Raw genomic sequence first — 25783 nt, forward strand, 5'->3', positions numbered from 1 at the left:
AAGAGAACCCAATGAGTTCTCTTTTTCTTACTCTCTATTATTTTAATTGAATCCGTTCAATCTTACCTACAATAAAGATATACGACAACGCTCCGCCTAATGCCACTAGGCTGACGAATAAAATACCGCCGTTGTAAGAGCCTGTCGCCGATACAATGAATCCGATGATCAGCGGGGTGATGATGCCGGATAAGTTAGCAAAAAAGTTGAATACGCCGCCAGCCAGCCCGACCATTTCTCTTGGTGCTACCTCAGACAGCATGGTCCAGGAGATATTAGACAGTCCTTGCGCAAAGGACGCGATGGATAAAATAGTCAGCACAAGCGGGATATTCGTTGTAAAATTCGCTAAAACAATGGTACTTGTCAGAAGCAGACCGACCACAACCGGCAGCTTTCTCGCTACATTGACCGATACACCCTTTTTAAGCAGCCAGTCAGACACATAGCCTCCAAACAGCACTCCAAAGAATGCAGCGATGTATGGCAGGGATGCCGCAAAACCCACTTTGAGAAAGGCCATATTTTTCGCCTCTGCTAAATAGGTCGGAAACCATGTTAAAAAGAAAAAGAGGGTAGACGCAACAGAAAATTGACCAATATAGAGTCCAATCAATTTACGATATTTTAAAAGTGCGGCAAAGTCTGCCCATTTCAGTTTCTCCTGTGATGCCACTGTCAGCCCTTCGCCTTGACGGATCAATTCTAACTCATCTTCATTGATCTTTGGATGCTCTTTCGGTTCGTGATAATACTTGTACCAAAAGAAAGCAAATATAATACCGAGCGCACCAGCAGTGATAAAGACGGTTCTCCAATCGAAAGTTGTCATAATCCAAAAAAGAAGAGGTGTCGCAAATGCAAGCCCCACATACTCTCCAGCGGTATAAACCCCTGTTGCAAATGCGCGTTCCCGCCTTGGAAACCATGTGGTCACAATGCGATTATTCGCAGGAAATGCAGGAGATTCTGTAATTCCGATAAACAAACGGCAGCCAAATAAGAAGGCAAAGCTGTTCGCAAACGCCTGTAAACCGGTGAAAATAGACCAAGTAATGAGTGATATTCCATACGTTACCTTTGATCCAAACTTATCAAGAATAAAGCCGCCAGGGATCTGCATGGCTGTATAGGTCCAGCTAAATGCTGAAAAGATGAGGCCTAATAAGGCAGGGTTTAATTGCAATGAAGACTGAATCGCAGGTGCAACAATGGATACACTGGCTCGATCAATATAGTTAATAGCGGTAATAAAAAACAACAGAATCAAGATGCCGAAACGAGCTTTTGTTGGTTTCGCATAAGCAGGCCGCAAGTCGTTCCCCTTCAGTTCTGAATGCACTTTCATAACCATCCTCCTTTGTTTCCGCAGCGTGCGGATCGGTTGAGTGTCTTAAATGACCCCTTTTTCTTCTAACTGTTTACACTCTTCTTCTGTGAAGCCAAGCATTTTCGTTAAAATGTCATAATTATGTTCACCTAAATCAGGCGCAATATGGCGAATACGGCCGGGGGTTTTTTCAAACTTCGGAATGATTCCAGGCACCTTCACTTTTCCAAGACGTGGATGATGCACCTCGACAATATTTTCTCGTGCTTTAAATTGCGGATGCTCAAAGATATCCCGAATGCTTAGAATCGGACTCACAGGCACACCATGTGTATCTAGAATGTCTAGGACGTCATCTCTTGTTTTGGACGCAATCCACTGCGAGACGATCGCATCCATTTCATCGTTATGCTTCAGTCTGGCTGCATTCACAGAGAATTTCTCGTTCTCTAGTAAATCTAAGCGATTCATCGCCTCTGCCAATCGATTAAAGGTCGAATCTGTACTCGTCACAAGAACCAAATAATGCCCGTCCTTTGTCTCATAGGTACCGGCAGGGCTTGAATGACCGCTTAACCCTGGTGAACGCTCACGCACCTTCCCTAGCTTGTCATATTCTGCAACCAAAAATTCTAACATGCGGAACACAGATTCATAGAGGGCCAAATCTACCATTTGCCCTGTTCCTTCTGGATGTGTGTCACGGTAATACATCGCTGTCACAGTGGCAAACGCCACATAGATTCCTGCGATATAATCCGTAAGGGAAAAGGAAGGGCTGACTGGATGCCGATCTGGAAACCCTTGAATATATGTAAAGCCGCTAAATGCCGTCGCAGGTGTACCAAACCCCGCCTTGTCCTTAAATGGACCGGTTTGCCCATAACCCGAAACTCGAATCATAATTAAACGAGGGTTGATTTCTTTTAATACATCGTACCCAACGTCCCATTTTTCAAGTGTGCCCGGACGAAAATTTTCAATGATCACATCAACCTGCGCTGCAAGCTTTTTAAAAATGTCTTTTGCTTCTTCTTTGTGTAGATCGAGTGTAAGAGATTTCTTATTCCTTGAAAGCCCTGACCATCTCAAAGGTTCACCATCTGCAAAAGGGCCAACATGCCGCAGTGTATCCCCTTTTCCAGGAATCTCGACTTTAATGACCTCTGCACCGAAATCTCCTAGAAGCACCGCGCCGTATGGTGCAGCAATCATCGTTGAAACATCTAATATTTTGATTCCTTCAAGTGGTGTATTCTTATTCATTGCTTGACTCCCTTTCGTTCAATTGATAAAGGGCTAAAATGCTTTCTATTTTAGCCCCTTTTCTTCTTTCTCTCGTGCAAGGTTTCTTTAGTCCTTCGGAAGCTGCCCTTGCGGTGTATAGAGCCAAATCAGCCATAAAGGTTCATCCCCTGTGTTCACATGCTGATGCGAGACACCGTCTGGAATAAACATAAAGTCATTTTGTTTAAATGATTGTCTTTCTCCATCGCAAATGACTTCGCCAGACCCTTTAATCACATAATCAAATTCCTCTGAACCCGGGTGATTGTGCACTGAGCTTGCTTCTCCCGGCTCAAAAATAGTGAGACCTGCCATCATATGCTCTGATCCAACGGTATCTGGTGTGATCGTTTGAAACACCTTCCGAATCATGTTCTCTTCTGGATGATCTAAACCTAACCATAATGGATGACCGTCTTGAAATGGATTTAATACTTTAATTTTCATTGTTGATTCCTCCCTAGTCATGTTTAGTTCACACTGACATGTGAACGTTTTGTATTTGGTGAATAAATATCATTAATGTTCCAATGTCCATCAGTAGGCACAGGATCATTTTTCATCGCTACATCAATGACACATGGTTCCTGAGAAGCAATCGCTTCAGCCAAAGCTTCTTTGAATTCAGAAGCCGCCGTAATTTTGATCCCCTTCATCCCATAACCTCTTGCAATGGCTGCAAAATCAGGCGAATAGCTTTCTCCATCTTTTCTAAAAACAGTGCCGTATGTCGTTTCATAGTGTGCCATTTGCAAGCCGGCGATCGTCCCAAACGCACTGTTGTTCATCACAATCCACACGACAGGAATGTTTTCTTCCATAGCTGTTGCGAGAACAGATGGATTTTGACCGAATCCGCCGTCCCCGACAAGTGATACAACGACACGGTCAGGCTGGGCAATCTTTGCTCCAAGTGCAGCAGGAGCGCCAAATCCCATCGTCGCAAAACCACCTGGGGTTAAAATAGTGCCTGGGGTGAATACAGGAAATTGCTGTCCGACCCCATTTTTATTCCAGCCAACATCGGTTGTAATGAAGGCATCAGGCGGCAATACTTCCCGCACTTCCTGCAAAATACGTTGTGGTTTCATTGGGAAAGACTCGTCTTGAATATTCGTCAAATTGCTCTTCTGAAATTCCTCACGATATACCGCAATATCCTTTTTCAATTGAGGGCGATCCAGACCTTCTGGCAGCCTTTCTTTCGCCACACGATTGAGTACGGTCAGGGCCTGCTTGAGATCTGCTACCGCTCCAATTTCCACAGGATAATTTCGGCCAATTTCATTCGGATCAATATCAATATGAATGAGCTTGGTTGATTGGAAATTGAACGTATACTCCGATTCCCACGAACTCGCATCTGCTTCAGCAAAACGGGTGCCTAAAGCCAATATATAGTCCGCTGCTTTACACTGATCATTGATAAATTTCGTCCCCCAAAACCCTGTCATGCCAAGGGTCATTGGATGATCATCTGGCATCGCCCCTTTCCCCATCAAAGAATGGGCAACAGGGATACTCAAATGGTCAGAAAATGCCTTTAACTCTTCTGCTGCATCGGCTAGTAAAATACCTCCCCCTACATATAAGAGCGGTTTGTCTGCCTGCAGCAATCGATCTAATATCCGATTCGCTGTTTGATCATCAATAGATGGTTTTTCAACGGTGTGTGTATGATGAGCGATTTGTTCAAATAACGACACATCTAATTCTTTTGAGAACACATCCATCGGAACTGAAATCAGGACTGGCCCAGGGCGGCCGCTTTCAGCTAACTGAAACGCTTTTGATAGAATTTCTGGAAATAATTCTGGAATGTCAACTCGCCATGCTCTTTTCACAAACGGGCGATAAATTTCGTATTGAGAAGCATCGGAATGAAGATTGATTTCTTGGTGTGGGTGCTTTCCGTAGTAATGACTTGGAACATCTCCTGCAATAACAACCATTGGAATGGAATCGAGTGCGGCATTCGCTACGCCTGTTGCCGCATTGGTGAGTCCAGGACCTAAATGACTGAGCACAACAGCCGTCTGTTTTTTCGCTCGTGCATAACCGTCTGCTGCATGCGCCGCTATCTGTTCATGTCTGACATTCACAAATTGAATACGGCTTTTTTCTAGCGCTGATAAAAAAGCAATATTCGTATGACCGCACAGACCGAAGATATGCTCAACTCCTCGATTTTCTAAATACTGAATGACCTGTGTAGATATATTCTTCTTCATGTTTCTCTCCTCTCACGGTGCAGCTATGAATCTGCTACTCACTGATTCTTTGAAAACACAATCGATAGAACGGTATTCAAATCCTGTATCGCAACTTGTCCAGGTGCTGAGCTTTCTTTCCCTACAGCAAAGGTCATGATAGACCCAAAGAGTCCACCTACCATTCTTGTGAAGGCGCCATATTCCCCCATCGCCATCGAAATAACGGGGATGGACAGATGCTTGTTCGCCTTGCCCGTCGCAGAAAGCAGTGTCAATGCATCCTCATAGGAATGCGGCATGACGGCGATCTTTGCGATATCGGCGCCAACCGATTCTGCATGGGTGAATAGCTCCACAAGCCGATCCGCCGCAGGGGTACGCTGGAAATCGTGGTACGACACAATCAAGATGACCCCGTTTCTCTTAGCCGCCTGACTGACTTGCTGGATATGCGAGACATCATGCATTAATTCAAAATCAACGGCAGCCACAAGCTGAGTGGCACAAAGCTCGACAAGCAGGGAAACCTTTTCATCCTCTGAGAGTGAGATGCGTTCGCCGCCCTCTTTTTCAGAACGAATGGTGAATAAAAATGGGATGCTATCTGCCTTTTCGATCATCCCTTTTAGGGTGGCGATGACTTGTTCCTTGTCATTGAGGTGATTGAAAAAATCCGCTCGCCACTCTATCACATCAGGCTTCTTCTCAGCTAACACCTCAACTTCAAGAAACAATTCTTCCTTTGTTTGTCCAATGAGCGGCGTACAAATCATCGGCTGGCCGCCTGTCTGCTCACTCTTTACCTTTTTCTGAAAGACATTCACATCCATCCGCCCCCCTTTATAGCCCATTTGGCAGCACAACCATTTTGGTTTCGGTCATCTCCTCGATGGCGAAACGTGGGCCTTCCCTTCCAATACCGCTTCGTTTAATCCCGCCATATGGCCAGTGATCTAGTCTGAAATTCGATGTCCCATTGATGACTACGCCGCCAGTTTCAAGCTCTTTTGCTGCGTGTAACGCAATATCTAGCTGATTCGTAAAGACACCTGCCTGCAAACCATATCGACTATCGTTTGCTTCTTTGATTGCCTCATCCAGCTCCTCATATGGGAGAATGCTGACAACTGGACCGAACACTTCTTCACAGACGACCTTGGCTTGTTTTGGCGGGTTTAGCAAAATAGCCGGTGTGATGCTTGCGCCATTTCGTTGTCCTCCAGATAGAAGCTCGGCACCCATTTTCTCTGCCTCTTGTATCCAAGCCTCCACACGTTTTGCTGCCTGTACATCAACCATACAGCCGATATCACTTTCACTAGACAGCGGATCTCCAACGACGAGCTGTTCTACTTTTTGTTTAAGTGTCTCAGTAAATGTCGACAAAATTTGCTTGTGAACATAAATTCTTTGAACAGAAATACAGCTTTGACCAGAGTTGCTAAAGCCCGTTTTGGCACAAAGAGATGCGGCTTGCTCGATATCTGCATCATGATGAACAATCGTCGCTCCATTTCCTCCGAGTTCCAGCAGTACCTTTTTTAATCCAGCAGAGTTTGAAATATGTTCTCCGCCCACCGCACCGCCAGTAAAAGAAACAAGATTGGTTCTTTCATCAGTGACTAACTGTCTGCCGGCGTCTACTCCTCCAATCACAAGTTGCAGGCTCTTTTCAGGAAACCCTGCTTCAAGCAGGAGCTTAACAAACGCTGTGGCAACAGCTGATGTTTGCGGTGCTGGCTTTAAAATAATGGCATTCCCTGCCGCAAAAGCTGGACCGATTTTGTGACAAATTAAGTTGAGAGGCGCATTAAAAGGCGTAATCGCCAGCACAACCCCAACCGGTACTTTAAATGTCATCGCCATTGCTCTCTGTCCACGGGAAGATACATTGCCAGGAATGGTCTCACCGATTAGTCGATTGGCTTCTTCGGCTGACTGCGCCAGCGTTTCAATTGATCGTGAGACTTCATCTCTTGTATTTTTAAGCGGTTTGCCTAATTCTAAAGAAATGAGTTTTGCAAAATGCTCTTTTTGTTCTTCCAATAAGGCAGCTGCCTTTGTTAGAAGCGTTGAGCGTTCTAATGCTGATATTGCCGCTAATTGTTTTTTAGCTTGCTGCGCAATAGAAAGCGCCTGTTCTATATCTTCTGAGGATGCAAGATAGGATGTACCGATCATTTCCCCAGAGTATGGATTGATAATGTCTTCTTTGACATGGTTTGCATCCAGCCATTCGCCGTTTATATATGATAACGCTTTCAATTCACTCAAATTCTCTCACCCTCCTTCAAGTGACGCGTCCCGACCCCCGCATAACGAACAAGTCTTTCTTCATTCGGACAAGGACCTTTCACTAGGGCACCTTTTGTCAGCTCTTCATATGCATGCGCCACGATGCCCATTCCTCTGGATAAGGAAAAGATGCCTTTTGCCGCTTCAGCTGGAATGTTTAATTCACATTGGATCGCAGCAGATACACCATCTATGTTCATCGTAATTTTTTTCCCTTTTAATTGTTCAAGTTCATGTCTAATCGCCTCAGCTAACCGTAAGTACGTTCCGCTGATATCACCTTGCTGCACATATGTTTGACTCAGCTCATACAGCCGTCTCACTCTCGGATCATCATCATGCAGCTGATGACCGATTCCCGGAATTTTTTCCTTGCGAGCTAACCATGTCTGACATACTTGCTTTGCAGCAGACTTGATATCCTTGTGTTCATCGTAGGCTGCTTTGGCTTCGTATAACATACGCATCGCCTTTTCACCAGCTCCGCCATGAATATCACCTAATAGATTCACCCCTGTTGCAACAGAAGAATTAAACGAAATGCCGCACGTAACCGCCATTCTTGCCGCTGCAATAGACGGTGCTCTTGGCCCATGATCCGCACCTGCGACAAGAACACTTTCAAAAAGAGCTGCCTTCGAATCATCTAGTAATTCACCAACAAGCAGTAAATAAAGCATCTGCGGATACGACAATTCACCAATAAGCTCTTCAATTGGATAGCCCCGAAGTTCAATTGAATTTTTTTGAATATGACTAATCTCAGTCTCCCACCAAGCGCCTCCTTCTTTGTATATTTCCAGTGCACTTCGATTTTTCATTGTGTGAATCATTCCTTTAGCCACTTATTTGGAGATGAACGACTCCTTTATTCCGTCTAGTGGAATTCAATTTCACTTTTTGGAATGTGTTTTCATTGTAAGCGCATTCGTTTTTATCGTCAATCATTTTTTCTGAAAATACTGTCTTTTGATGAGAAATTAAGTGAATCGAACTAATTATTTCACCATTTATTATTCAATTTACCCTTTATTTAGTCAAACAGACTTATGTAGATCGTTCTACTAATTAATGAACCATTTTCGATTCATTCTGTCAAATTCAGCTGAAATTTGACATAAAAAAACCTCTCCATCTTCTGGAGAGGTCACTTATTTTATTTCCACCAGTCATCAAACATAGAAGCGGGTACTTGACGTTTATGTTCTGATTGAACATAACGTTTTTCAATCGCTTCTGCTGCTTGATCTGAAACTGGTTTTCCTTCTAAGTAATCATCAATTTCATTGTACGTAATACCAAGTTCTGTTTCATCCGTTTGCTGAGGCTTGTCATCCAGCAGATCGGCTGTCGGTTTCTTTAAGTATAATCGCTCCGGCGCCTGAAGAGTCTCTAGCAACAACCGTCCTTGGCGTTTCGTTAAACCTGTGAGCGGAAGGACATCTGCGCCGCCATCACCATACTTCGTGAAAAAGCCCGTCACAGCTTCGGCTGCATGATCCGTTCCAATGACAAGTAAGCCTTCCTGTCCACCGACGGCATACTGTGCGATCATTCTCATGCGTGCTTTGACGTTCCCTTTATTAAAATCAGACAGCGCACCGCCTGTTTCCTTTTGATATTGATCACTGAATGCTGTCACGGCAGGTGCGATGTTATATTTCCAAGACTTGTCCGGCTGAATAAATGATAGAGCCAGCTGCGCATCGTCTTCATCTTGCTGCGTGCCATGCGGTAGACGGACTGCAATAAAGACAGCATCCTCTTTTCCTTCTTGACGAAGCTCACTTACAGCGAGCTGAGCGAGACGGCCGGCAAGTGTTGAATCCTGTCCGCCGCTAATACCGAGAACGAATCCTTTTGCACCGGTCTTTTTCAAGTAAGCCTTTAGAAATCCAACCCGTTTTTCGATCTCCTGCTTTGGGTCAATTGAGGGCTGCACATGCAACTCTTGGCTGATCTTTTTCTGCAAACTCATACACTTTTCCTCCTAAGCATCCTCTACATGAAGAGAACAGGTTTTACTTCCATTTCAATTGATTTACCTACGATTTTAGCCACTTTATTATATCATGTTTTGAAAAAAGATATTTTTTAGACGTTCCCCTTTTTCATAAATGATCAAACATTCACAAACGAAATAGACCAAGCCGTTTTGACTGGTCTTTCCTTTTCAATCAATCTCCACCCGGATGGATGTACAGCTTGAGCCATTGCATTTTCCAATGTCGGCAGGACATGCAGACACCGCGACAATGAGGTCCATTTCTGCACGCAGACGAATGTAATCACCAGGGAGCGATTTTGGTAGCTCGACAGACAGTTTTCCTTTCTCATCAATGACTGTATTCATAAACGCATTAAAAGGATAATACATATCCTCCTTTGGAATCCCGAATGGCTCAAAAGCCGTTCTGAGATTATCGTAGCATGTATGCATGACCTCTAGGTGCGTCCTGCCGTATAAGAGCTGATACATTTCTTGCCGGCACGCAGGCATATATAAATCATGACATTCGACTGTATCTTCAATGACCGTAAACATTGGTTTATATAAATTAGAATAAAGCTGATCTCCCTTTTTCACCTTGGAAGAGAACAGGCTATCCATTGTAGCGCCTTGATCAAATTTTTCATAAAAATCCTTTTCATGATAGGCCATCACGTCTGCTACTTGCTGCCCTTCGACATCAACCACTCGCATACATTGTCCTTTTCCTAACCGAAAACCAAGCCCATCCTTTGGTAAAATCACGTATTCTCCGTTCATCACATGCACTCCTTTCCATGTTGACAGTATGCCCAAATCGTCCTCTTGATCATGTATAAAAAAAAGAGGCGGTCACAAGCTAATGCTATTGAATCGGAAAGGTGTTGCACACAAATTGAAAGAAGAACAATCTTTATCTTGGTGGCAGCTTTCTCTTATCGGAGTCGGCTGTACAATCGGCACTGGTTTCTTCCTCGGTTCCAGCATCGCCATTACAAAATCCGGTTATTCCGTCTGCATTTCATTTTTGCTTGCGGCAGTCGGCACATATCTCGTCTTTAAACACCTGGCTGCGATGACAGCCGAGAACCCAGATAAGGGATCATTTTGTTCCTATGCCCGAAAAGCCTATGGGCGCTGGGCGGGTTTTAGTAATGGCTGGGTGTATTGGTTTTCAGAAATGCTGATCACAGGGAGTCAACTGACGGCGATTTCTCTTTTTACTCGTCACTGGTTTCCATCCATTCCACTATGGGTGTTTTCAGCGATTTATTCCGCTCTTGCCCTGCTTGTGATTATCATTGGGCTTTCTTCTTTTCAAAAGACGGAAAATGTCCTTGCCGTGCTGAAAACCGGGGCGATCCTATTGTTTGTCGTCCTTGCCGTTCTTGTTTTATGCGGCATTCTCACAGAGCATAGGCCCACCCTCCACCTGCCAAATAAAGACCATGAATGGATGCCGCTCGGCCCACTCGGTCTATGGAATGGGCTGATTTATGCGTTTTATGCTTTCGGGGGAATTGAAGTCATGGGGCTGATGGCGGTTCATTTAAAAGACCCGAAAGACGCCGCAAAATCTGGACGTGTGATGCTGATCATTCTTGCTGTCATTTATATCGTCTCCATCGGACTTGCGCTTTTGCTTGTTCCAGTGACAGCCTTTAACGAGAATAGCAGTCCATTTATTACATCACTGGAACCATTTCATTTATCGATTTTCCTTCATATCTTTAATGGCATTTTCATTATTGCCGGGTTTTCCACATTGGTTGCCTCCCTCTATGCAGTCACGACATTGCTTGGCACGATGTCGGAACATCACGATGCACCTGCTTGTTTTAAACAAAAAGAACCATCTCATGTCAGATGGTCTTCGATCTTGTTAACTGCTGCTGGATTGATTGTCTCGATTTTGCTGGCACTCTTTTTGTCCAAACACATATATGAGCATCTCACAACAGCAGCCGGTTTAACTCTTTTATACACATGGGTGTTTATTCTGCTATCAAGTAAAAAGCTGTCAAAACCATCTACTCGTCAAACGTGTGAAACGGTTCTTGCCCTGCTCTTAATCGGTGCGGCCGTTACAGGCACTCTGACAGAGGCAAGCGGACGACCCGGCTTTTTTATAAGCCTTGGGATCATCGCCGTGATTGGCATCATGGTACTCTTTATGAGAAAAAAGTGGAAACAGGATCAGGCCGCATCATAATTTCATCATGTTTTTTAAAGCAGTAAATGGACATTTGGCGGAGGCTGGTTTCTCCGCCTCATCATCTGAGAGAAAATATTGTTTCCATTCATGATTTGTTGGATCACCGTACCATTTTAACGATGGATGGACGTCAACTTGATCATATGCTTTGAGCCGCTTGCGAACGAGCTGGCTCATTTTTTGTCCAAACTTGGTCGATCCATTCAATTTTTCGAACACCCATCTGGGCTGAAATGCCATCATGACATATGGAAAGTGGCGGCTCTTTCTGAGCTTATGAGCTGGTGTTGAACACAGAATAAAATAAGCCTCGCCATGAAAACAGTACTCCCATTCATGGTGATGAGGGTCCAGTGGAACCTCTTCAGGCCATGGCACTGCATCTTTTTGATGTAACCGTTGAAGCAATGACCAGAACTGCTGCTCAAATTCTTCAATCGGGCTTTCCTTTAAATCCTGCGGAGTTTCAAAAAAGCAGATAAATGAAGCGTATTGACCAGTTTGTTTAGCGCAGCCTTGATATTCTTTTAGCAGCTCTGCTAACTCATTCACTGCCCCGTCTCCCCGCAGATCACCGACAAATCCATAGCGTAAATGATCGAGAAAAAATCCTTGTCTGCCTGGTACACACGGAAATGTATCTGCCTCATCACCGACCATCTCTCCAAACTGTGTGAAAGCATCCTGCTTCCATTCTTCGAGTGATCGTAGATTTTGATCAAGGCAACTTTTTGCATACAGCTGGGCCATTTTCTTCCACCTCGTTTTAGCGTCTTCTCCATAGCCTATGAGGAGGAAAAAGCTGTGGTGACTGTCCTTCAACGACTTTCACTGGACATTCACAAGGTGATTGATTTGCCGGATGAAGCAGGAATTCACTTCCATTTATCTAATCATGTATGAGTATGCTTCTGCATATCATCATTTAGCCGCCTCTATCTAATAGAGTTGGTCATTATAAAAGAAATGGGTGAATGACATGCGTCTTCTTTTTCTCCATCCGATGTATCTGATCTTATTTACACTACCAGTGATGGCTTTCCTTTGGGGATTTGTTGGTTATCTGCTATTTAAACGGATATGGCCTGTCCTCATATTAACGTCCGTGATTTCGATGATTTTCATCTTCGCTTATACTGGATTTGACCTTAGCAATCTATATTGGGTCCTTCTGATGACGGCTCTTGCTTTTGTATCAAGCGGACTCTCGAAGGTCATACACGTTCATGTTCAAGAGAAAAAACGGGAAAAGCCTTTATGATTGTTTCTTCTTTAAAAAGACGGAATCAAGCAGCCAATAAATAAAGGCCGCGCAAAAGCTAAATAGATAAACTTTGTAGCTAATAAAGACGACAACACCATAATCAATCCATAATGCGAGCGCCGTACAAACCACCCACGCCCCGATAAAATAAACCAATAAATCACGGCGTCGAAACTTCTCAGGATGACGGTGTAAAACCATTTGGATAGGTGCAGCAAATAGGACATAAGCGATCAAAATGAAAAGACTGGTGACCTCCACATAACTGAATCTGGATTCAGGTGGGGCAAACAACATGGTATAAACAAATGTCGCTGTGATCACAGACAAAATCAGCATACACACATAGTTGAATGCTGGCAGGAACATACGCATGGCAAAAACTCCTTCAATTTTATGTATCTTCCATCATTATTGAAGAGTGTCCTATTTCTGTCAAATATGAAAAAGGGCTAAAATGATTTAGATTTTAGCCCTTTTTCTTATCAACCATTCTATCCAATGAGCGCCATGATCCCTTGATATCCAAAATAGGCACCGAAGCCAAGTAAAGAGAGACCTGCCAGAACGGATAAGCCGTGCAACATTCGTTCATTTAAATACCGTCTAAACGTACTGGCGAGCAGCGCCATACAGAAATCCCATAAGAGCATGCCGATGAAAATAGCGATGCTGTACATCAGCATTTGAGATGCTCCATACTTTTCAATCGTATTGGCCAAAATACTTCCATAAATTCCAAGCCAAAATAAAATACTAAGCGGATTGGAAAGAGAAATAAAAAATCCCGTCATGAACGAATGCCCGATCGACGTGTTGCCTCCATCCTTCTTCGGGCTTTCCTGCAAATTGATTTTACGAAGGCTTTCAATACCGGTATAGGTCAGAACGAAAAAGCCGAACAGCCACAAAAAGGTTTTCACAAGAGGTGCAGTTAAAAGTTGGGCGACACCAAAATAGATGAGGAGCATATAGACAATATCCGCAGCCATAGCCCCCACACCAAAAATCCAAGCGTGCCAAAATCCACTTTTAATCCCTCTGTCGATTTGGGCTGCATTGACTGGCCCAACAGGCGCTGAAAGTGACAACCCTAAAAAGATATAACCAAAAAACACCGCCACATAGACGTCCTCCTTTTGATGCTGACTTGTACATGTTATTCACGCTTTCGTTGTTTTAGTACAAGTCCTTCGTCACCTTTTCTGAAGATAAGCTATACAAAAGGAGGAGCCACCAGAGCAGCTGCTTATCGATCGGCTTTCATCGCCGGCGGCTGTGTGGGTATGGTTTCTTTTTTCCGAGATCGATTCATTTGAATGGCAGCCGCAAAAAGGAGAACAGCTAAAAAGGCGAAAACAAAGACGGCGCTTGCCGCACCTGCCCACTCAAGGCTAAACCCAATCAAAAAGGACAAACAAGCTCCACCTAAACTAGCGGCAGCAATAAAATAACTCGTGGCCTCGTCGATGGCATTTTCAATCATTAATGCAGAAGCTGTCAAGGCAATGGGGAACATGCCAGCTGCGCATAGACCGATGAAAAAGATAAGAATTAGCTGCGCGGCGATGTGGGTGGCTAGAGCAAATACGGCGAGCAGCACAATCATCAGCGCTGCGCTTAACTTTAAAAAACGAAGCGGATGCAGCTGATCGGCTTTTCTCGCAATGACAGTTCTGCCAATGACGATCGCTGTCCAAAAAGTAGAGACCGCAAAAAGACCCCAGTTGTCTCCCCCTTTTTCTAGCATGATCGACGGTAAAAAGTTCGCAAAGTTCGTTTCAATTCCTGCGTAGAAAAACGCAAAACAGATCATCAGCACCACAATCATTCGATTCCCTCGATCAAACAGCAAGGACGGTTTCTTCATGTCTTGAATAGGAGCCGCCATCTGCCCACGAGGGAGTTTATTCATAAAGGTAAGCCAGAGCATAAGGAAAAAAGTCAGTGCACCGACTTGAAATAAAAACACATAATGCCACGTTTCCTCTGTCACAGTCAGCAGAATCAATAGAGGAAATAATAGCGCACCTAATCCAAAAAAGACCTCCATGATGCTGATTCGCTTTGCACTGTTTGCCATTGAAATGACATACGCCCCGGCCGTCGTCTCAAGACTGCCTGCACCGCTCCCAAGGAAAAAACCTGCCACCACAAGAATCGTCCAGCCTGGCACCAAAAGGCCAAGAAGAAGCGCTCCAATCATCAGCAGCAATCCCATCGTCAGAACAGCGCCATAGCCTTTTTTCCTCACAAGAATGGGCGACAAAAGAACGCCTGTCAAAAAGCCAATAAACTGAAAGAAGATTAAAGAAGATAATTCCCCAGGACCCTTCTCATAACTAGACAGCAAATAAGGCGTTAAACTGCCAAAAAACACATGAATGGTCCCAATAAAAAAATAAAAGATACAGCCAAAATAAAACACCTTTTTCATCTTTTCACTTCCTCTAAAAAGGAGCGGAGTCATGATATCCTCCGCTCCACCTCTTCATTAATATGCGCGGGCAGAGACGACAGCCTCTTCCCTCTCGAAGCACGTATTCAGCGCAGCCTGCGCGCGATAACCATCTTCAAAATCAGCTACCTTCATATGAGATGGATATGAGTTTGTATTTACCCAATGCATCAGCTGATCACGGAATGTATCAGACCATCCATAAAATTCATTTGGTGGATCTGTCAGCAATGTTTGCGGCATTTGATGACGCTCTACACACAAGCCATCACTGATCTCATATTCGTTTTTCATGTTTGTATGGTATTTAAAAACCTTGTCATGCCCCACCACTTCTACACTAAATCCACATTCCTCCGGCTGCGTACTTTTGGACGTCACCAAATGAAAGAACACTTGATTCTCCATTTGCCCAAAAATTTCGGTATGGTCATCGACCTGTACCTTTTTCTCTTCCTTTTCCTTTACATGTGTCAGCATCTTCGTATTAAGGGATTCTTTTTTCATTTCACTGCCAAATAAGTACCACAGCATATCAATCAAATGAATCCCTAAATCTCCTAATGCACCGCTTGTACGCAGACTTTCGCCGCTGTCTCTCCACGAAAATGTCTTTCTTCTAAGGGCACTATTTTTCTTAAAATGTGTCCGTACTGTCAAAACGCGTCCTAATTCACCATTGGCGATCAAGTTCTTCAAAATATTCACAAAGGATAAATAGCGATAGTTAAAGCCCATACTGGCTTGAATCTGGAACTGTTTGGCTGTCTCCACCATTTCCTTCGCTTCTTTTAACGATACAGCCATCGGTTTTTCGCATAAAATCGGCTGTCCTGCTCTAAGCGCCTGAAGGGCATGGTCCTTGTGACAGAAGTTAGGGGAAGCAATGATCAATCCATCTGATGCATCCGCTAGTGTTTCGATACTGGCATACACCCGTCCACCGTACTGTTTAATAAATCCTTGTGCGACGGATTCGTGCAAGTCATAGACCCCAGATAATTCTGTACCTTTGATCGTTGATAATGCTCTAGCATGTGCTTTTGCAATATTCCCTGCTCCAACAATTCCAATTTTCTTCATGAATGTGCCTCCTCATGTTTATACATCACTGTTTTCAGTGTTTCATAGATTCCTTTTGCATACCCATGATGACAAATTTGATGATGATGCCGTTTGGCTTCGGCTGTTGCATTTTGGACAAGAAAGCCGTGCGTGACGGATTGAAGCATCCGCAGATCATTCCCACTATCACCAAAAGCAAAGCCCTTATCTTTTGACAGGTTATATTGATTCAGCATAAACCGAACGATTTCATCCTTTCCTGTTCCCACTGGTAAAAAATCAACGTCATAGCAATCCGCAGGGTCACCCGCAAGTGGGTTGCATTTGTTGATGTTCACCTCCACTCCCCGCTCCTTCGCAAGTGTTTGGATGAATGATAGATGATGGAGATCTGTTCGTTCATCCTGCTCCTGATAATAGAAATTCTTTTTATACCCAGAGCTGCCTAGCTGCGTTTGCGGCCTAAGGGTGATCCCCTTTTCACGTACGGCTTGCAGAATATCTTCAATTTTTTCGTCTGAAAAGCCCTGTGCATCAAGCCGTTTCATCCATTCTGCATCCGGCTGTCCAAATTTCCCATCTGATGTATACACGATTTCAGTTCCTAAATTCGACGCAATAAAATGCGGGAATTGATAGAAACCGCCTTTCTCCATTTTGCTCGTAACAGAATCAAGGCTGCTTCCCGTCACCCAGCCCAGCATGAGCTGTCCGGCTTCGCTCTTTTCTGCCACAAAAGCTTCCAGCCGTTTTACATCCTCTCTCTGCTCCTCGGTCATTCCGTGAGAATAATAGGTCTCATCGAAATCACAGAAGACGATCCACTGCGGATGTTGTGGTTGATGCACCAGCTTTTTATTGAATGGAAGATTTGATAACATGATGGACCCCCTCGATGACTTTCTCCTGATCTTGCAGCGGCATACCTGGATAAAGCGGCAAATGGAGTAATTGCTGTACGGCTTTTTCCGTATGTGGAAGTGCCGTTTGTTTATACTTTTGAGAAACAAGATTCGTTTGATGCTGATGCGATAAAATTGGGTAATAGACATCTGTTTCTATGCCCATTTCCAGTAATTTCTCTGCCAGCTCATCTCGGCTTCCCTTCACCACTCTGATCGGGAATAGATGCCATACATGATCCTCTGTTAGCTTCGGAAGCTTTATATAGCCCTCGTCCTCCAGCGTTTGCAGCTGATCTATGTATCTCTTTGCCAAGTAAAAGCGTTTAAAGTTTTGCAAACCTAAATATTTCATTCGTTCTAGCCCGATTGCGGCCTGTAAGTTATCAATCTTAGAATTAAAGCCATAGTCACTGCGCTTCACGTTTTTCTTTCCTGGTTCAAAACCGTGATAGCTGATTTCCATGCATTTTTCGGCTAGGGCTTCATCATTTGTCGCGATGGCTCCTGCCTTTCCGCAAACTCCAAGGTTTTTGTAAGGATTAAAGCTGAGAACAAGTCCATCCCCAAATTCCCCAAGCCCGCTACTGCCAATCGCCTGACAGCCATCCTCAATGATTGATAGACCATGCCGTTTCGCAATCGTCGAAATGGCCTTCATATCCGCTTGCTTTCCATACAAATGAACCGGGAGAATACATACTGTCTTATCTGTGATATGCTTTTCTATTTCATTCGGCGCTAGGCAGTAGGTGTCTGGATCAATATCGGCATAGACTGGAACCGCACCAATCGCAAGCACTGCATTTTCTGTTGCAGCAAAGCTGTTGGCAGGTAGGATGACCTCATCTCCAGAATGGACGCCTGCTGATATTAAACTGATCATCAAGGCATCTGTTCCACTTGATGTGGCAATGACATATTTTTTCCCTAAGTACGCTGCAAGCGTCTTTTCAAACTTTGGAATATAAGGCCCTGATGTAAAACGGCCTGAACTTAATACTTCTTTCAGCACCTGCATAATATCATCAATCTCATCCTCTGAAATCAGTTTATCGACCGGCAGGAACGGTATCTTTTTTTCCTTATTTTGTTTATAATGGAAGAGAATTTTTTCCAAACCTGTACGCGCAATATCTTGCTCAAGGAACGCAGCAAGCTTATCATTCGCTAGATTCTTTTCAACTGAATCAGCCTTTACTTGAACACCTTGATTGATCATATCCAGCAACGGTAGATAATCCTTGCTTTTACCTGATATCTTCGTCAATATTTGCATTCCATTCCCTCCAATTAATCAATTCCATTTGTTAATATTTAACTTGTTTCACATTGTAAATGATGTTATCGATTTCAGAACAATAACTTTGTGTAAAGGATTTGTTAATATGTGTACAATTTATGAAATTGCCAAACGCTGCGGGGTTTCAACGACCACTGTTTCTCGGGTGCTGAACAACCATCCATATGTATCCGAAGAAAAGCGCCAGCACATTTTACAGGTGATGAAGGAAATGGAGTATACACCAAGCTCAGCGGCCCGCACCCTTCGGTCACATCAGACAAAAACCATTGCTGTGTCTGTTCCAGCTGTGGACCATCCTTTTTTTGCACAATTGATTAAAGGCATTTCAAAGGAAGCGCTGGATCAAGGGTATAAAGCCATCGTGCTACAGACGTTTTATCAAGAATCAGTAGAACTTGAAGGGCTTCAATTATTAAAAAGAAAAGAAGTAGATGGTGTCATATTGGGGGCGTTAGAAAATAAGTGGGCAACAATCGAGCCATTTTTAGCAAACGGCCCGATCGTCATGGCAAATGAGTATCATCAAACAGCAGACATTCCGATTATCGGATATGATGAGCGGGAAGCTGCTTATAAAGCGGTTGACTACTTGATTCAATCAGGGCGTACATCCATTGGATTTTGCTTTGATACAGAAAGCAGTGAAGCGCAAAAACAAAGAAAGCAAGGCTATCTTGATGCGCTTTCTGATCACAGTTTGCCGCTTAAAGAAGATTGGCTGTTCGGCGAGGCTTTTACCATTGAAGACGGCTTTCGTTTGATGGACTTAATCCACCGGATGCCGGATGCGCCGGATGCGATTTTCACCGGCAATGATCAAGTGGCAGCAGGCCTCATTAAACAAGCCATTTCATATGGATATCACATTCCTAAGGATTTAGCGGTGATCGGTTATGACAATCAAGACATTTGTGAGGTGACAGCACCAACGATCACGACCATCGACATCCCCATCGTCGAGCTCGGCCAGCAGTCTGTAAAACAAATGATTCAGCTGCTCCAAGATCAAAAACCATTACAACGTGAACATATTCAGCTACCTACTCGGCTTGTCACACGAGAATCCACATAAAAAAAAAGACTGAGAAATCTCTCAGTCTTCCATTTTTCAATCAATCGATCAACCTATATAAATTGAGCAAGAATGAATGTCCATATACATACGATGCCGAGCAAAATGAAGCTGTACTTCACTGTTTTTTGGAAGAGCTCAGATTCTTTACCTGTTTCTCCAACAGCTGCTGTTGCAATGGCAATGGATTGTGGAGAAATTAATTTCGCCATCACACCACCGGTCGTATTTGCCCCGATTAACAAACCTGCCTGAGAGCCGATTTGAGAAGCGGTGACCGCTTGAAGGTTACCGAATAAGGCATTGTTACTCACAACAGATCCCGTAATAAACACGCCGATCCAGCCAAGCACTGGGCTGACAAGCGGGAATAAATCGCCTGTTTTAGCAAGCGCTAGTCCGATAGCAGAACTTAGACCTGCAAAGTTCGCCAAGTTGGCAAAGCCCATGACAAAACAAATCGTAAGAACAGGGACCCAAAGCTCTTTGACCGCTGCATTTAAGCAGGTAGCCCCTTCTTTTAATGTAATATGTCTGCTGAACAATCCTGTCAGCATCACTGCAATTAGAATGGCGGTACCTGTTGCACTAATAACATCAATTTTAAAGATCGCATCAATCGGTGTTTCTGTTTGAGCAATAGGTGGTAATTTCACAATTTGCTGATGCAGAAACGGCATTTTCACTAAAATGGTTGTCCAGTTAAGCGGTCCTCCTTCAGCAAATAATGCTTTAAAAGCTGGTAGGCTCCATACAGTAATGACGGCAGTTAAAATATAAAACGGAGACCATGCTTTCAGCACCTCAACCCCGCTATACGTTTGTTTCTTCTCAATGGCTGGTGCCCCTTCTTCACGATAAATATGTTTCGGCTGCCATTTTCGAAGAAATAAAGCCAAAATTCCCATACTCGCTAAAGCTGAAATAATATTGGCAAGCTCAGGGCCCATCGTGACCATTGTAACAGCCTGCAGAATCGCGTAGCTTCCACTCACAACAAGCAAGGCCGGAAGCGTTTCTTTGATCCCTTTAAAGCCGTCTACAATGAGAATAAGCAGAAACGGGATACAGAAAGAAATAAACGGAATGGTGTACACAAGGGTTTGAGACAGCTCAAGCGGCGTCATATTCCCCATTTGTGCTCCAGTAATAACCGGGATACCTACTGCACCAAAAGCGCCAGACGCAGCATTTGCAATCAAGCAAAGCATGGCGGCTTTTAGTGGTTTAAACCCAAGCTCTGTTAAAAGAGCGGCACTAATCGCAATCGGAACACCGAATCCAGCGGCTCCCTCTAAAAATGCGTTAAAACTAAAACCAATTAATAAGAGCTGTAACCGTTGATCTTGAGAAATTCCTGCAATACTAGAACGAATGACATCAAACTTTCCAGACTTCACAGCAATTTTATAGAGCCACACGGCCATGATGACGATATACCCAATCGGCCACAGCCCATTAGATACACCGAGCACCACAGCAGATAATGCTTTTTCAATTGGCATATGAAAGAAGAAAACAGCTGTTACAAAACTGACGATCAAGGTAAAACAAGCGGCTAATACCCCTTTTAACTTAAATACAGTTAATGCTAGTAGGAAAAACAAGATTGGAAGCATGGCCACCAATGCACTGACGAACTCATTACCAAACGGATCATATATTTGCTGCCACATAGTGATTCATCCTTTTCTGCTCAGATAGGTTGCCTTTGATTGATTAAAAATGAGGAGCTAAAATTTCTTTTAACACATTCACACTGTGTGCGAATTTTTCTTTTTCTGTGTCATTCAGTGCAAGCTCCATCACTTCTGTTGCACCATTTCGGTTCACGAGGGCAGGTACACCAATGTAGACATCTTCTGCTCCGTATTCTCCATCTAAATAAGTGCTGACAGTCAAAATGCTGTTTTCATTGTGTAAAATGGCTCTAGTAATACGGGCTAAACTCATCGCTACGCCGTAATAAGTCGCACCTTTTTTCTCAATGATTTGGTAAGCAGCATGACGGACATTTTCCATGATATCGTCTAAATCTTCTTGTTTGTATTGGTCATTTCTCTTCATTAATTCTGTGATCGGTACACTTCCGATATTCGCATGGCTCCAAACAGCAAGCTCTGTATCCCCATGCTCTCCAATGATGTACGCATGCACATTGTGCGCCGCTGCTTCAAAGTACTCACTAAGCATGTATCTGAATCTTGCCGTATCAAGCGTTGTTCCACTACCAATCACTCGTTCTTTTGGCAGTCCACTGAATTTCCAAGTCGCATATGTCAAAATATCAACTGGGTTCGTAGCAACTAAGAAAATACCATCGAATCCGCTTTTCATCACATTGTCTACAATGCCTTTAAATATATTTAAATTTTTCTCAACAAGATCAAGTCTCGTTTCACCTGGCTTTTGGTTTGCACCAGCGCAGATACATACAATGTCAGCATCCTGACAATCCTCATAATCTCCATACCAAGTATTCACAGGATGCGGGGCGAATGCTTTCCCGTGGTTTAAATCCATGACATCACCCATTGCTTTGTCTTGATTCAAATCGATGACTACCAATTCATCTGTGATCGCTTGATTTATTAATGTAAAGGCATAACTGCTGCCGACAAAACCTGCTCCAATAAGTGCTACTTTGTTTACTTTTTCGTTTGTCATTTATCTCATCCTCCTGAGTAAAACTAGGTTGTTTTTCTTATGTGAAGTATTTCACATTATTATTGTGCAATACTTCACAAACTTTTGCAAGGGGATTGCTCAAAAAAATAATGTAGCCATTTTGTGAACACTCTTATTGTGGTTTTAAACCGCTGTCCCCATACATTTTCTCATAAGAAAAAAGCCGCCAAACACTCTTTGGCAGCTTCTTTCTTATTTAATAAGGTCCCCAATTGATCATGACACCGATACAAATAAAGACAAGGCCGATGACGAACCAAATGAGCGCAAGCGGCACCATAAAACGCAGCCATTTCACGTAAGGAATCCCACTTGCAGCCAAGACAGCCATCAACACACCTGAAGTCGGATTCACGCAGTTGACCACCCCTTCACCGAGCATTACTGCTTCTACTGCTACTTGTCTTGTGATACCCATTAAATCAGCAAGCGGCGCAAGAATCGGTATAAAGACAACCGCTTCTCCTGATCCTGATGAAATCAAAAAGTGAAGGAGCGCACTGGCGATATACATGCCGATCGCACCAGCGATTGGACTAAACCCTGTCAGCATACTTGCAAGCCCATTCACCACAGTATCAAGCAGCTTGCCGTTTTCCAAAATGACTGAAATGCAGCGTGCCATGCCGACAATGAGTGCGCCGTATACAAGGCTTTGACAGCCGACAATAAACGTTTTTGCAATATCATTGGCAGCTAATCCCCCAAGCAGGCCAGCAGCAATTGCCATGAAAATGAATACACCAGCCATTTCCTTATCGGTCCAGCCGAGCTGAAGCGCACCATATAAAAAACCCCCAAGCGACAAACCGCACACCGCTAAAATCAGCTTATGTCTACCGGTGAATTCAGGCTTGTCCACAGATTCCGCATCAGCTCCTCCTAGCCCTTTAGCTGGAAACCACTCGTCACCAAGCAGGCTTCCCTTTTCTTTATTTTTCAAGCGTTTTGTATATAAATAGATGTACACAATACTAGATAGGAGAAAACAAAGATAAATGATGACACGCAGCCCAATACCAGAAAAAATCGGCAGTTCTGCAATCGTTTGTGATAAACCTAAAGGAGATGGAGACAAAATGGTTGCGTTAAAACCTGCATAACAGCCGATGTAAATAACCGCCGCTCCCGCCACTGCATCCCACTTTAAAGAACGTGCCACAATGATCCCAATAGGAATAAAGCCAATGACTGAGTTCACCACAATTCCGGTCGTCCCAAGTACAGAAAACAATCCGCCAACAATACAAATAAACAATAGCTGTTTCGTTTGGAACCGGCTGATGACATTGTGAATCATCCCGTTAATGGCACCTGTCTTTTCCAAAATCGCAATGGTTCCGCCAGTAAAAAGAATCAGAAAAATAATAGAGGATGAACCAACCATCCCTTCTTGAATCGCTGTAAAAAAACCAACCGGACTAACTGGTGATTGATCAATACGGTGATAACTGCCAGGAACAGCTGTTGTGATCTCTCCTGACGTTTTCCGATCAAATTCACCGGCTGGTACAAAATACGTTGCGATCGTACAAATTAAAGCAATCATAAATAAGAGTACATACGCATCCGGCATCTGAAGTTTTCTTTTTTGTTTCTCAGGTGCTGATACTGTTGCTGTTTTCATCTGTCAAAACCCCTTTGTCCCGATCGGAATTTCACTTAATTTTCTGAATAATCAAATGATGTGTTATATTATAAACACTGATGATATTTAAGATCAATATTATTTCACTAAAAGAATGTTTTGGCAGATTATCTGTCAGCAAGGAGGCTTCTCATGACAACTTTGACAAACGAGATGAAACAAACCGTGACAGACATCTTTGAACATCTGCACGCCCATCCAGAAATCAGCTGGGAAGAGACAAATACGACAGCTTATATTGAAGCTCTATTAAAGAAATTAGGCTGTAAAACGAGAACATTTGAAGACTGTACAGGGGTAATCGGTGAAATTGGGGAAGGCGCACCAGTGGTTGCTGTGAGAGCCGATATTGACGCACTGTGGCAGGAAGTAGATGGCGTATTTCAAGCCAACCATTCATGCGGACACGATGCACATATGACGATGGCACTTGGGACATTCATGGCATTGAAAGAAAAAGAACTTCCAAGTGGCACGATCCGATTCATTTTTCAGCCTGCCGAAGAAAGAGGCGGCGGCGCTTTAAAGATGATCGAAAAAGGTGTGTTAGCTGACGTCGATTATTTATACGGGGTGCATGTGCGCCCAATTCAAGAAACCTTAAACGGACGCTGCGCTCCTGCCATTTTGCACGGATCAAGTAATCATTACGTCGGGACCATTCTAGGGGAGGAAGCACACGGTGCACGCCCGCACCTTGGGGTCAACGTCATCGAAGTTGCATCTACGCTTGTGCAGAGACTGGCACATATCCATGTCGATCCACGAGTCGCCCATTCTGTGAAAATGACCAATTTAAATGCAGGCGGCGGCAGCTCCAACATCATACCTGGCAAGGCCTCTTTTACACTCGACGTTCGGGCACAGACAAACGAAGTGATGGATGAATTAGAAAAGGAAATTGAAAGAGCATGCCATTCTGTAGCGGATGCTTTTGGCGCCTCTATCACACTTTCAACTGATCATCGTCTTCCAGCTGCGACATTAAATGAAGAAGCTGTGGAGATCATGTCACATGCTATAGAGCAAGTGCTAGGTAAAGAACAGCTCGATCCACCGATCGTGACGACAGGCGGAGAGGACTTTCACTTTTATGCAGCAAAGCTTCCTCATATGAAATCGACGATGCTCGGTTTAGGCTGTGATTTAAAACCTGGGCTTCATCACCCTTATATGACATTCGATCGCTCCGCCATTTTTACCGGCATTGAGATTTTGACGGAAGCTGTATACGAAACACTTCAGCAGCATTCATCGTAAAATAAAAAAACAACCACCCGTCTTTTCTTTAAGCGGGTGGTCTCCTTTATTTTACGCATTCACATCTGTCATTGCCGGGACATTGATTTCTTTCACACAGGACACCCTTGATAGATGAATGACACATCTCGCCAGCTCGACAATATCTTGTACAGGTATTCTCGTTTCATCATACAGAGCAATGGCTTTTTCAGCGCCATCTTCGTACGGAACTTCTGCCGCCAACTCTCCTGGATTGATACAGGTAACGGATATTTTATCTTTCCTCACGTGCTCTCTTAGTGCGTTCACAATACCACGAAGCCCAAATTTAGAAGCAACAAAAGAAACCTGAGACAAATTCGTATGGTCAAGTCCCGCAGTAGAACCAATGACGATGATCTTTCCATTCTCAGATGTCCTTACGTGCGGAAGCAGAGCTTGGATGTAGGTAATCGTTGAGGTAACGTTCACATTGATTAAATGAGCGATATCCTCCGGTTGATCAAGATCGAAAGAATAATCATCTTCAAAGCCGCGTTTTTCCCATAAACCGACGTTATAAATGAGTACATCAATTGTTTGATTCTTCAATGCTTCGAGCATAAAAGGGATATGGGTTTGGCTTGATAAATCGATCTTCAGCCAAATTCTACGCACCCCATCGTCTATGTTCAAACTGCTTGGTTCACTTCGTGACACAATCCATACTGTATCTCCACTTGAAGGAAGACCTTTTACAAAGGCATCCCCTAATCCTTGACTCGCACCAAATATGATATAGTTTTTACTCATGCTTCCTCCTTCATGG

At 43.7% G+C, this 25783-nt stretch carries 23 protein-coding genes; 3 read left to right on the plus strand and 20 right to left on the minus strand.

What is annotated here, in order from left to right; genetic code table 11:
- Nucleotides 1–37 precede the first annotated feature (37 nt).
- The 9 genes from MHI20_RS18295 to MHI20_RS18335 all read right to left on the minus strand — a co-directional run bounded on the left by MHI20_RS18295 (nucleotide 38) and on the right by MHI20_RS18335 (nucleotide 9895).
- Nucleotides 38–1348 carry an MFS transporter gene (locus tag MHI20_RS18295; protein ID WP_008342087.1) on the minus strand — a complete coding sequence of 437 codons (1311 nt, stop codon included), beginning with the start codon at nucleotides 1346–1348 and terminating at the stop codon, nucleotides 38–40.
- 45 nt (nucleotides 1349–1393) lie between these two features.
- Nucleotides 1394–2596, minus strand: a complete 1203-nt coding sequence (locus tag MHI20_RS18300) for a CaiB/BaiF CoA transferase family protein (RefSeq protein ID WP_017366576.1) — start codon at nucleotides 2594–2596, stop codon at nucleotides 1394–1396.
- An 87-nt stretch (nucleotides 2597–2683) separates the two neighbouring features.
- Nucleotides 2684–3064, minus strand: coding sequence for a cupin domain-containing protein (locus MHI20_RS18305; protein ID WP_024718975.1), 381 nt, complete (start codon nucleotides 3062–3064; stop codon nucleotides 2684–2686).
- 23 nt (nucleotides 3065–3087) lie between these two features.
- The gene (locus MHI20_RS18310; RefSeq protein WP_072367511.1) at nucleotides 3088–4848 is read right to left on the minus strand and encodes a thiamine pyrophosphate-binding protein; all 1761 of its coding nucleotides are present in this window, start codon (nucleotides 4846–4848) and stop codon (nucleotides 3088–3090) included.
- Between the two features lie 38 nt (nucleotides 4849–4886).
- Nucleotides 4887–5660 (minus strand): type I 3-dehydroquinate dehydratase, encoded by a 774-nt coding sequence (gene aroD, locus MHI20_RS18315; protein WP_340940445.1) that lies wholly within the window; start codon nucleotides 5658–5660, stop codon nucleotides 4887–4889.
- Between the two features lie 10 nt (nucleotides 5661–5670).
- Nucleotides 5671–7104: an aldehyde dehydrogenase family protein gene (locus MHI20_RS18320; protein ID WP_340940448.1), complete on the minus strand. Its 1434-nt coding sequence runs from the start codon at nucleotides 7102–7104 to the stop codon at nucleotides 5671–5673.
- Nucleotides 7101–7958, minus strand: a complete 858-nt coding sequence (locus MHI20_RS18325; RefSeq protein ID WP_082136028.1) for a citryl-CoA lyase — start codon at nucleotides 7956–7958, stop codon at nucleotides 7101–7103. The genes MHI20_RS18320 and MHI20_RS18325 overlap by 4 nt, the downstream gene beginning before the upstream one ends.
- A gap of 323 nt (nucleotides 7959–8281) precedes the next feature.
- A complete protein-coding gene (nadE, locus tag MHI20_RS18330; protein ID WP_282900886.1) occupies nucleotides 8282–9103 on the minus strand; it encodes an ammonia-dependent NAD(+) synthetase in 822 nt (273 codons plus the stop codon).
- Nucleotides 9104–9298: 195 nt separating this feature from the next.
- Nucleotides 9299–9895: a DUF1989 domain-containing protein gene (locus MHI20_RS18335; RefSeq protein WP_041508297.1), complete on the minus strand. Its 597-nt coding sequence runs from the start codon at nucleotides 9893–9895 to the stop codon at nucleotides 9299–9301.
- Between the two features lie 82 nt (nucleotides 9896–9977).
- On the opposite strand from MHI20_RS18335, the gene MHI20_RS18340 reads away from it, so the two are divergent.
- The gene (locus tag MHI20_RS18340; protein ID WP_340940458.1) at nucleotides 9978–11327 is read left to right on the plus strand and encodes an amino acid permease; all 1350 of its coding nucleotides are present in this window, start codon (nucleotides 9978–9980) and stop codon (nucleotides 11325–11327) included.
- On the opposite strand, the gene MHI20_RS18345 is transcribed toward MHI20_RS18340, so the two are convergent.
- The 7 genes from MHI20_RS18345 to MHI20_RS18380 all read right to left on the minus strand — a co-directional run bounded on the left by MHI20_RS18345 (nucleotide 11322) and on the right by MHI20_RS18380 (nucleotide 18298).
- The gene (locus MHI20_RS18345; RefSeq protein WP_039166353.1) at nucleotides 11322–12080 is read right to left on the minus strand and encodes a YqcI/YcgG family protein; all 759 of its coding nucleotides are present in this window, start codon (nucleotides 12078–12080) and stop codon (nucleotides 11322–11324) included. The genes MHI20_RS18340 and MHI20_RS18345 overlap by 6 nt on opposite strands.
- A gap of 505 nt (nucleotides 12081–12585) precedes the next feature.
- Nucleotides 12586–12969 carry a UPF0715 family protein gene (locus MHI20_RS18355; protein ID WP_045034612.1) on the minus strand — a complete coding sequence of 128 codons (384 nt, stop codon included), beginning with the start codon at nucleotides 12967–12969 and terminating at the stop codon, nucleotides 12586–12588.
- A gap of 119 nt (nucleotides 12970–13088) precedes the next feature.
- Nucleotides 13089–13718, minus strand: coding sequence for a LysE family translocator (locus MHI20_RS18360; protein ID WP_039166356.1), 630 nt, complete (start codon nucleotides 13716–13718; stop codon nucleotides 13089–13091).
- Nucleotides 13719–13843: 125 nt separating this feature from the next.
- Complete coding sequence (locus tag MHI20_RS18365; protein ID WP_041508209.1) at nucleotides 13844–15031, minus strand: MFS transporter; 1188 nt, start codon at nucleotides 15029–15031, stop codon at nucleotides 13844–13846.
- 57 nt (nucleotides 15032–15088) lie between these two features.
- Nucleotides 15089–16135 carry a Gfo/Idh/MocA family protein gene (locus MHI20_RS18370; RefSeq protein ID WP_024718988.1) on the minus strand — a complete coding sequence of 349 codons (1047 nt, stop codon included), beginning with the start codon at nucleotides 16133–16135 and terminating at the stop codon, nucleotides 15089–15091.
- Nucleotides 16132–16998, minus strand: coding sequence for an HAD-IIB family hydrolase (locus tag MHI20_RS18375; protein ID WP_159145373.1), 867 nt, complete (start codon nucleotides 16996–16998; stop codon nucleotides 16132–16134). Before MHI20_RS18375 ends, MHI20_RS18370 begins: the two co-directional genes overlap by 4 nt.
- Complete coding sequence (locus MHI20_RS18380; RefSeq protein ID WP_326111455.1) at nucleotides 16973–18298, minus strand: DegT/DnrJ/EryC1/StrS family aminotransferase; 1326 nt, start codon at nucleotides 18296–18298, stop codon at nucleotides 16973–16975. The genes MHI20_RS18375 and MHI20_RS18380 overlap by 26 nt, the downstream gene beginning before the upstream one ends.
- A gap of 109 nt (nucleotides 18299–18407) precedes the next feature.
- On the opposite strand from MHI20_RS18380, the gene MHI20_RS18385 reads away from it, so the two are divergent.
- Entirely contained in the window at nucleotides 18408–19397 is a 990-nt protein-coding gene (locus MHI20_RS18385; protein WP_159145371.1) for a LacI family DNA-binding transcriptional regulator, read from the plus strand.
- A gap of 53 nt (nucleotides 19398–19450) precedes the next feature.
- Here the strand turns inward: MHI20_RS18385 and MHI20_RS18390 are convergent, their stop codons facing one another.
- The 3 genes from MHI20_RS18390 to MHI20_RS18400 form a co-directional block, all read right to left on the minus strand.
- Nucleotides 19451–21073: an L-lactate permease gene (locus MHI20_RS18390; RefSeq protein WP_041091225.1), complete on the minus strand. Its 1623-nt coding sequence runs from the start codon at nucleotides 21071–21073 to the stop codon at nucleotides 19451–19453.
- Between the two features lie 43 nt (nucleotides 21074–21116).
- The gene (locus MHI20_RS18395) at nucleotides 21117–22064 is read right to left on the minus strand and encodes an L-lactate dehydrogenase (RefSeq protein WP_007498309.1); all 948 of its coding nucleotides are present in this window, start codon (nucleotides 22062–22064) and stop codon (nucleotides 21117–21119) included.
- A gap of 217 nt (nucleotides 22065–22281) precedes the next feature.
- Nucleotides 22282–23712 carry a YfcC family protein gene (locus MHI20_RS18400; protein ID WP_007498311.1) on the minus strand — a complete coding sequence of 477 codons (1431 nt, stop codon included), beginning with the start codon at nucleotides 23710–23712 and terminating at the stop codon, nucleotides 22282–22284.
- Nucleotides 23713–23865: 153 nt separating this feature from the next.
- Between MHI20_RS18400 and MHI20_RS18405 the strand changes: the two genes are divergently transcribed.
- Nucleotides 23866–24993 carry a M20 peptidase aminoacylase family protein gene (locus MHI20_RS18405; RefSeq protein ID WP_039166372.1) on the plus strand — a complete coding sequence of 376 codons (1128 nt, stop codon included), beginning with the start codon at nucleotides 23866–23868 and terminating at the stop codon, nucleotides 24991–24993.
- A 51-nt stretch (nucleotides 24994–25044) separates the two neighbouring features.
- Here the strand turns inward: MHI20_RS18405 and MHI20_RS18410 are convergent, their stop codons facing one another.
- Complete coding sequence (locus MHI20_RS18410; protein WP_039166374.1) at nucleotides 25045–25767, minus strand: SDR family NAD(P)-dependent oxidoreductase; 723 nt, start codon at nucleotides 25765–25767, stop codon at nucleotides 25045–25047.
- Nucleotides 25768–25783: the final 16 nt, after the last annotated feature.

It is taken from the genome of Bacillus sp. FSL K6-1106, from assembly GCF_038005245.1.
GTDB lineage: Bacteria > Bacillota > Bacilli > Bacillales > Bacillaceae > Bacillus > Bacillus altitudinis.

Coding starts and splice junctions, on each gene's coding strand:
- MHI20_RS18295 (WP_008342087.1), bottom strand. CDS start 1,348: ATGAAAGTGCATTCAGAACTGAAGGGGAACGACTTGCGGCCTGCTTAT.
- MHI20_RS18300 (WP_017366576.1), bottom strand. CDS start 2,596: ATGAATAAGAATACACCACTTGAAGGAATCAAAATATTAGATGTTTCA.
- MHI20_RS18305 (WP_024718975.1), bottom strand. CDS start 3,064: ATGAAAATTAAAGTATTAAATCCATTTCAAGACGGTCATCCATTATGG.
- MHI20_RS18310 (WP_072367511.1), bottom strand. CDS start 4,848: ATGAAGAAGAATATATCTACACAGGTCATTCAGTATTTAGAAAATCGA.
- aroD (WP_340940445.1), bottom strand. CDS start 5,660: ATGGATGTGAATGTCTTTCAGAAAAAGGTAAAGAGTGAGCAGACAGGC.
- MHI20_RS18325 (WP_082136028.1), bottom strand. CDS start 7,958: ATGATTCACACAATGAAAAATCGAAGTGCACTGGAAATATACAAAGAA.
- nadE (WP_282900886.1), bottom strand. CDS start 9,103: ATGAGTTTGCAGAAAAAGATCAGCCAAGAGTTGCATGTGCAGCCCTCA.
- MHI20_RS18335 (WP_041508297.1), bottom strand. CDS start 9,895: ATGAACGGAGAATACGTGATTTTACCAAAGGATGGGCTTGGTTTTCGG.
- MHI20_RS18340 (WP_340940458.1), top strand. CDS start 9,978: ATGCTATTGAATCGGAAAGGTGTTGCACACAAATTGAAAGAAGAACAA.
- MHI20_RS18345 (WP_039166353.1), bottom strand. CDS start 12,080: ATGGCCCAGCTGTATGCAAAAAGTTGCCTTGATCAAAATCTACGATCA.
- MHI20_RS18355 (WP_045034612.1), bottom strand. CDS start 12,969: ATGCGTATGTTCCTGCCAGCATTCAACTATGTGTGTATGCTGATTTTG.
- MHI20_RS18365 (WP_041508209.1), bottom strand. CDS start 15,031: ATGAAAAAGGTGTTTTATTTTGGCTGTATCTTTTATTTTTTTATTGGG.
- MHI20_RS18370 (WP_024718988.1), bottom strand. CDS start 16,135: ATGAAGAAAATTGGAATTGTTGGAGCAGGGAATATTGCAAAAGCACAT.
- MHI20_RS18375 (WP_159145373.1), bottom strand. CDS start 16,998: ATGTTATCAAATCTTCCATTCAATAAAAAGCTGGTGCATCAACCACAA.
- MHI20_RS18380 (WP_326111455.1), bottom strand. CDS start 18,298: ATGCAAATATTGACGAAGATATCAGGTAAAAGCAAGGATTATCTACCG.
- MHI20_RS18385 (WP_159145371.1), top strand. CDS start 18,408: ATGTGTACAATTTATGAAATTGCCAAACGCTGCGGGGTTTCAACGACC.
- MHI20_RS18390 (WP_041091225.1), bottom strand. CDS start 21,073: ATGTGGCAGCAAATATATGATCCGTTTGGTAATGAGTTCGTCAGTGCA.
- MHI20_RS18395 (WP_007498309.1), bottom strand. CDS start 22,064: ATGACAAACGAAAAAGTAAACAAAGTAGCACTTATTGGAGCAGGTTTT.
- MHI20_RS18400 (WP_007498311.1), bottom strand. CDS start 23,712: ATGAAAACAGCAACAGTATCAGCACCTGAGAAACAAAAAAGAAAACTT.
- MHI20_RS18405 (WP_039166372.1), top strand. CDS start 23,866: ATGACAACTTTGACAAACGAGATGAAACAAACCGTGACAGACATCTTT.
- MHI20_RS18410 (WP_039166374.1), bottom strand. CDS start 25,767: ATGAGTAAAAACTATATCATATTTGGTGCGAGTCAAGGATTAGGGGAT.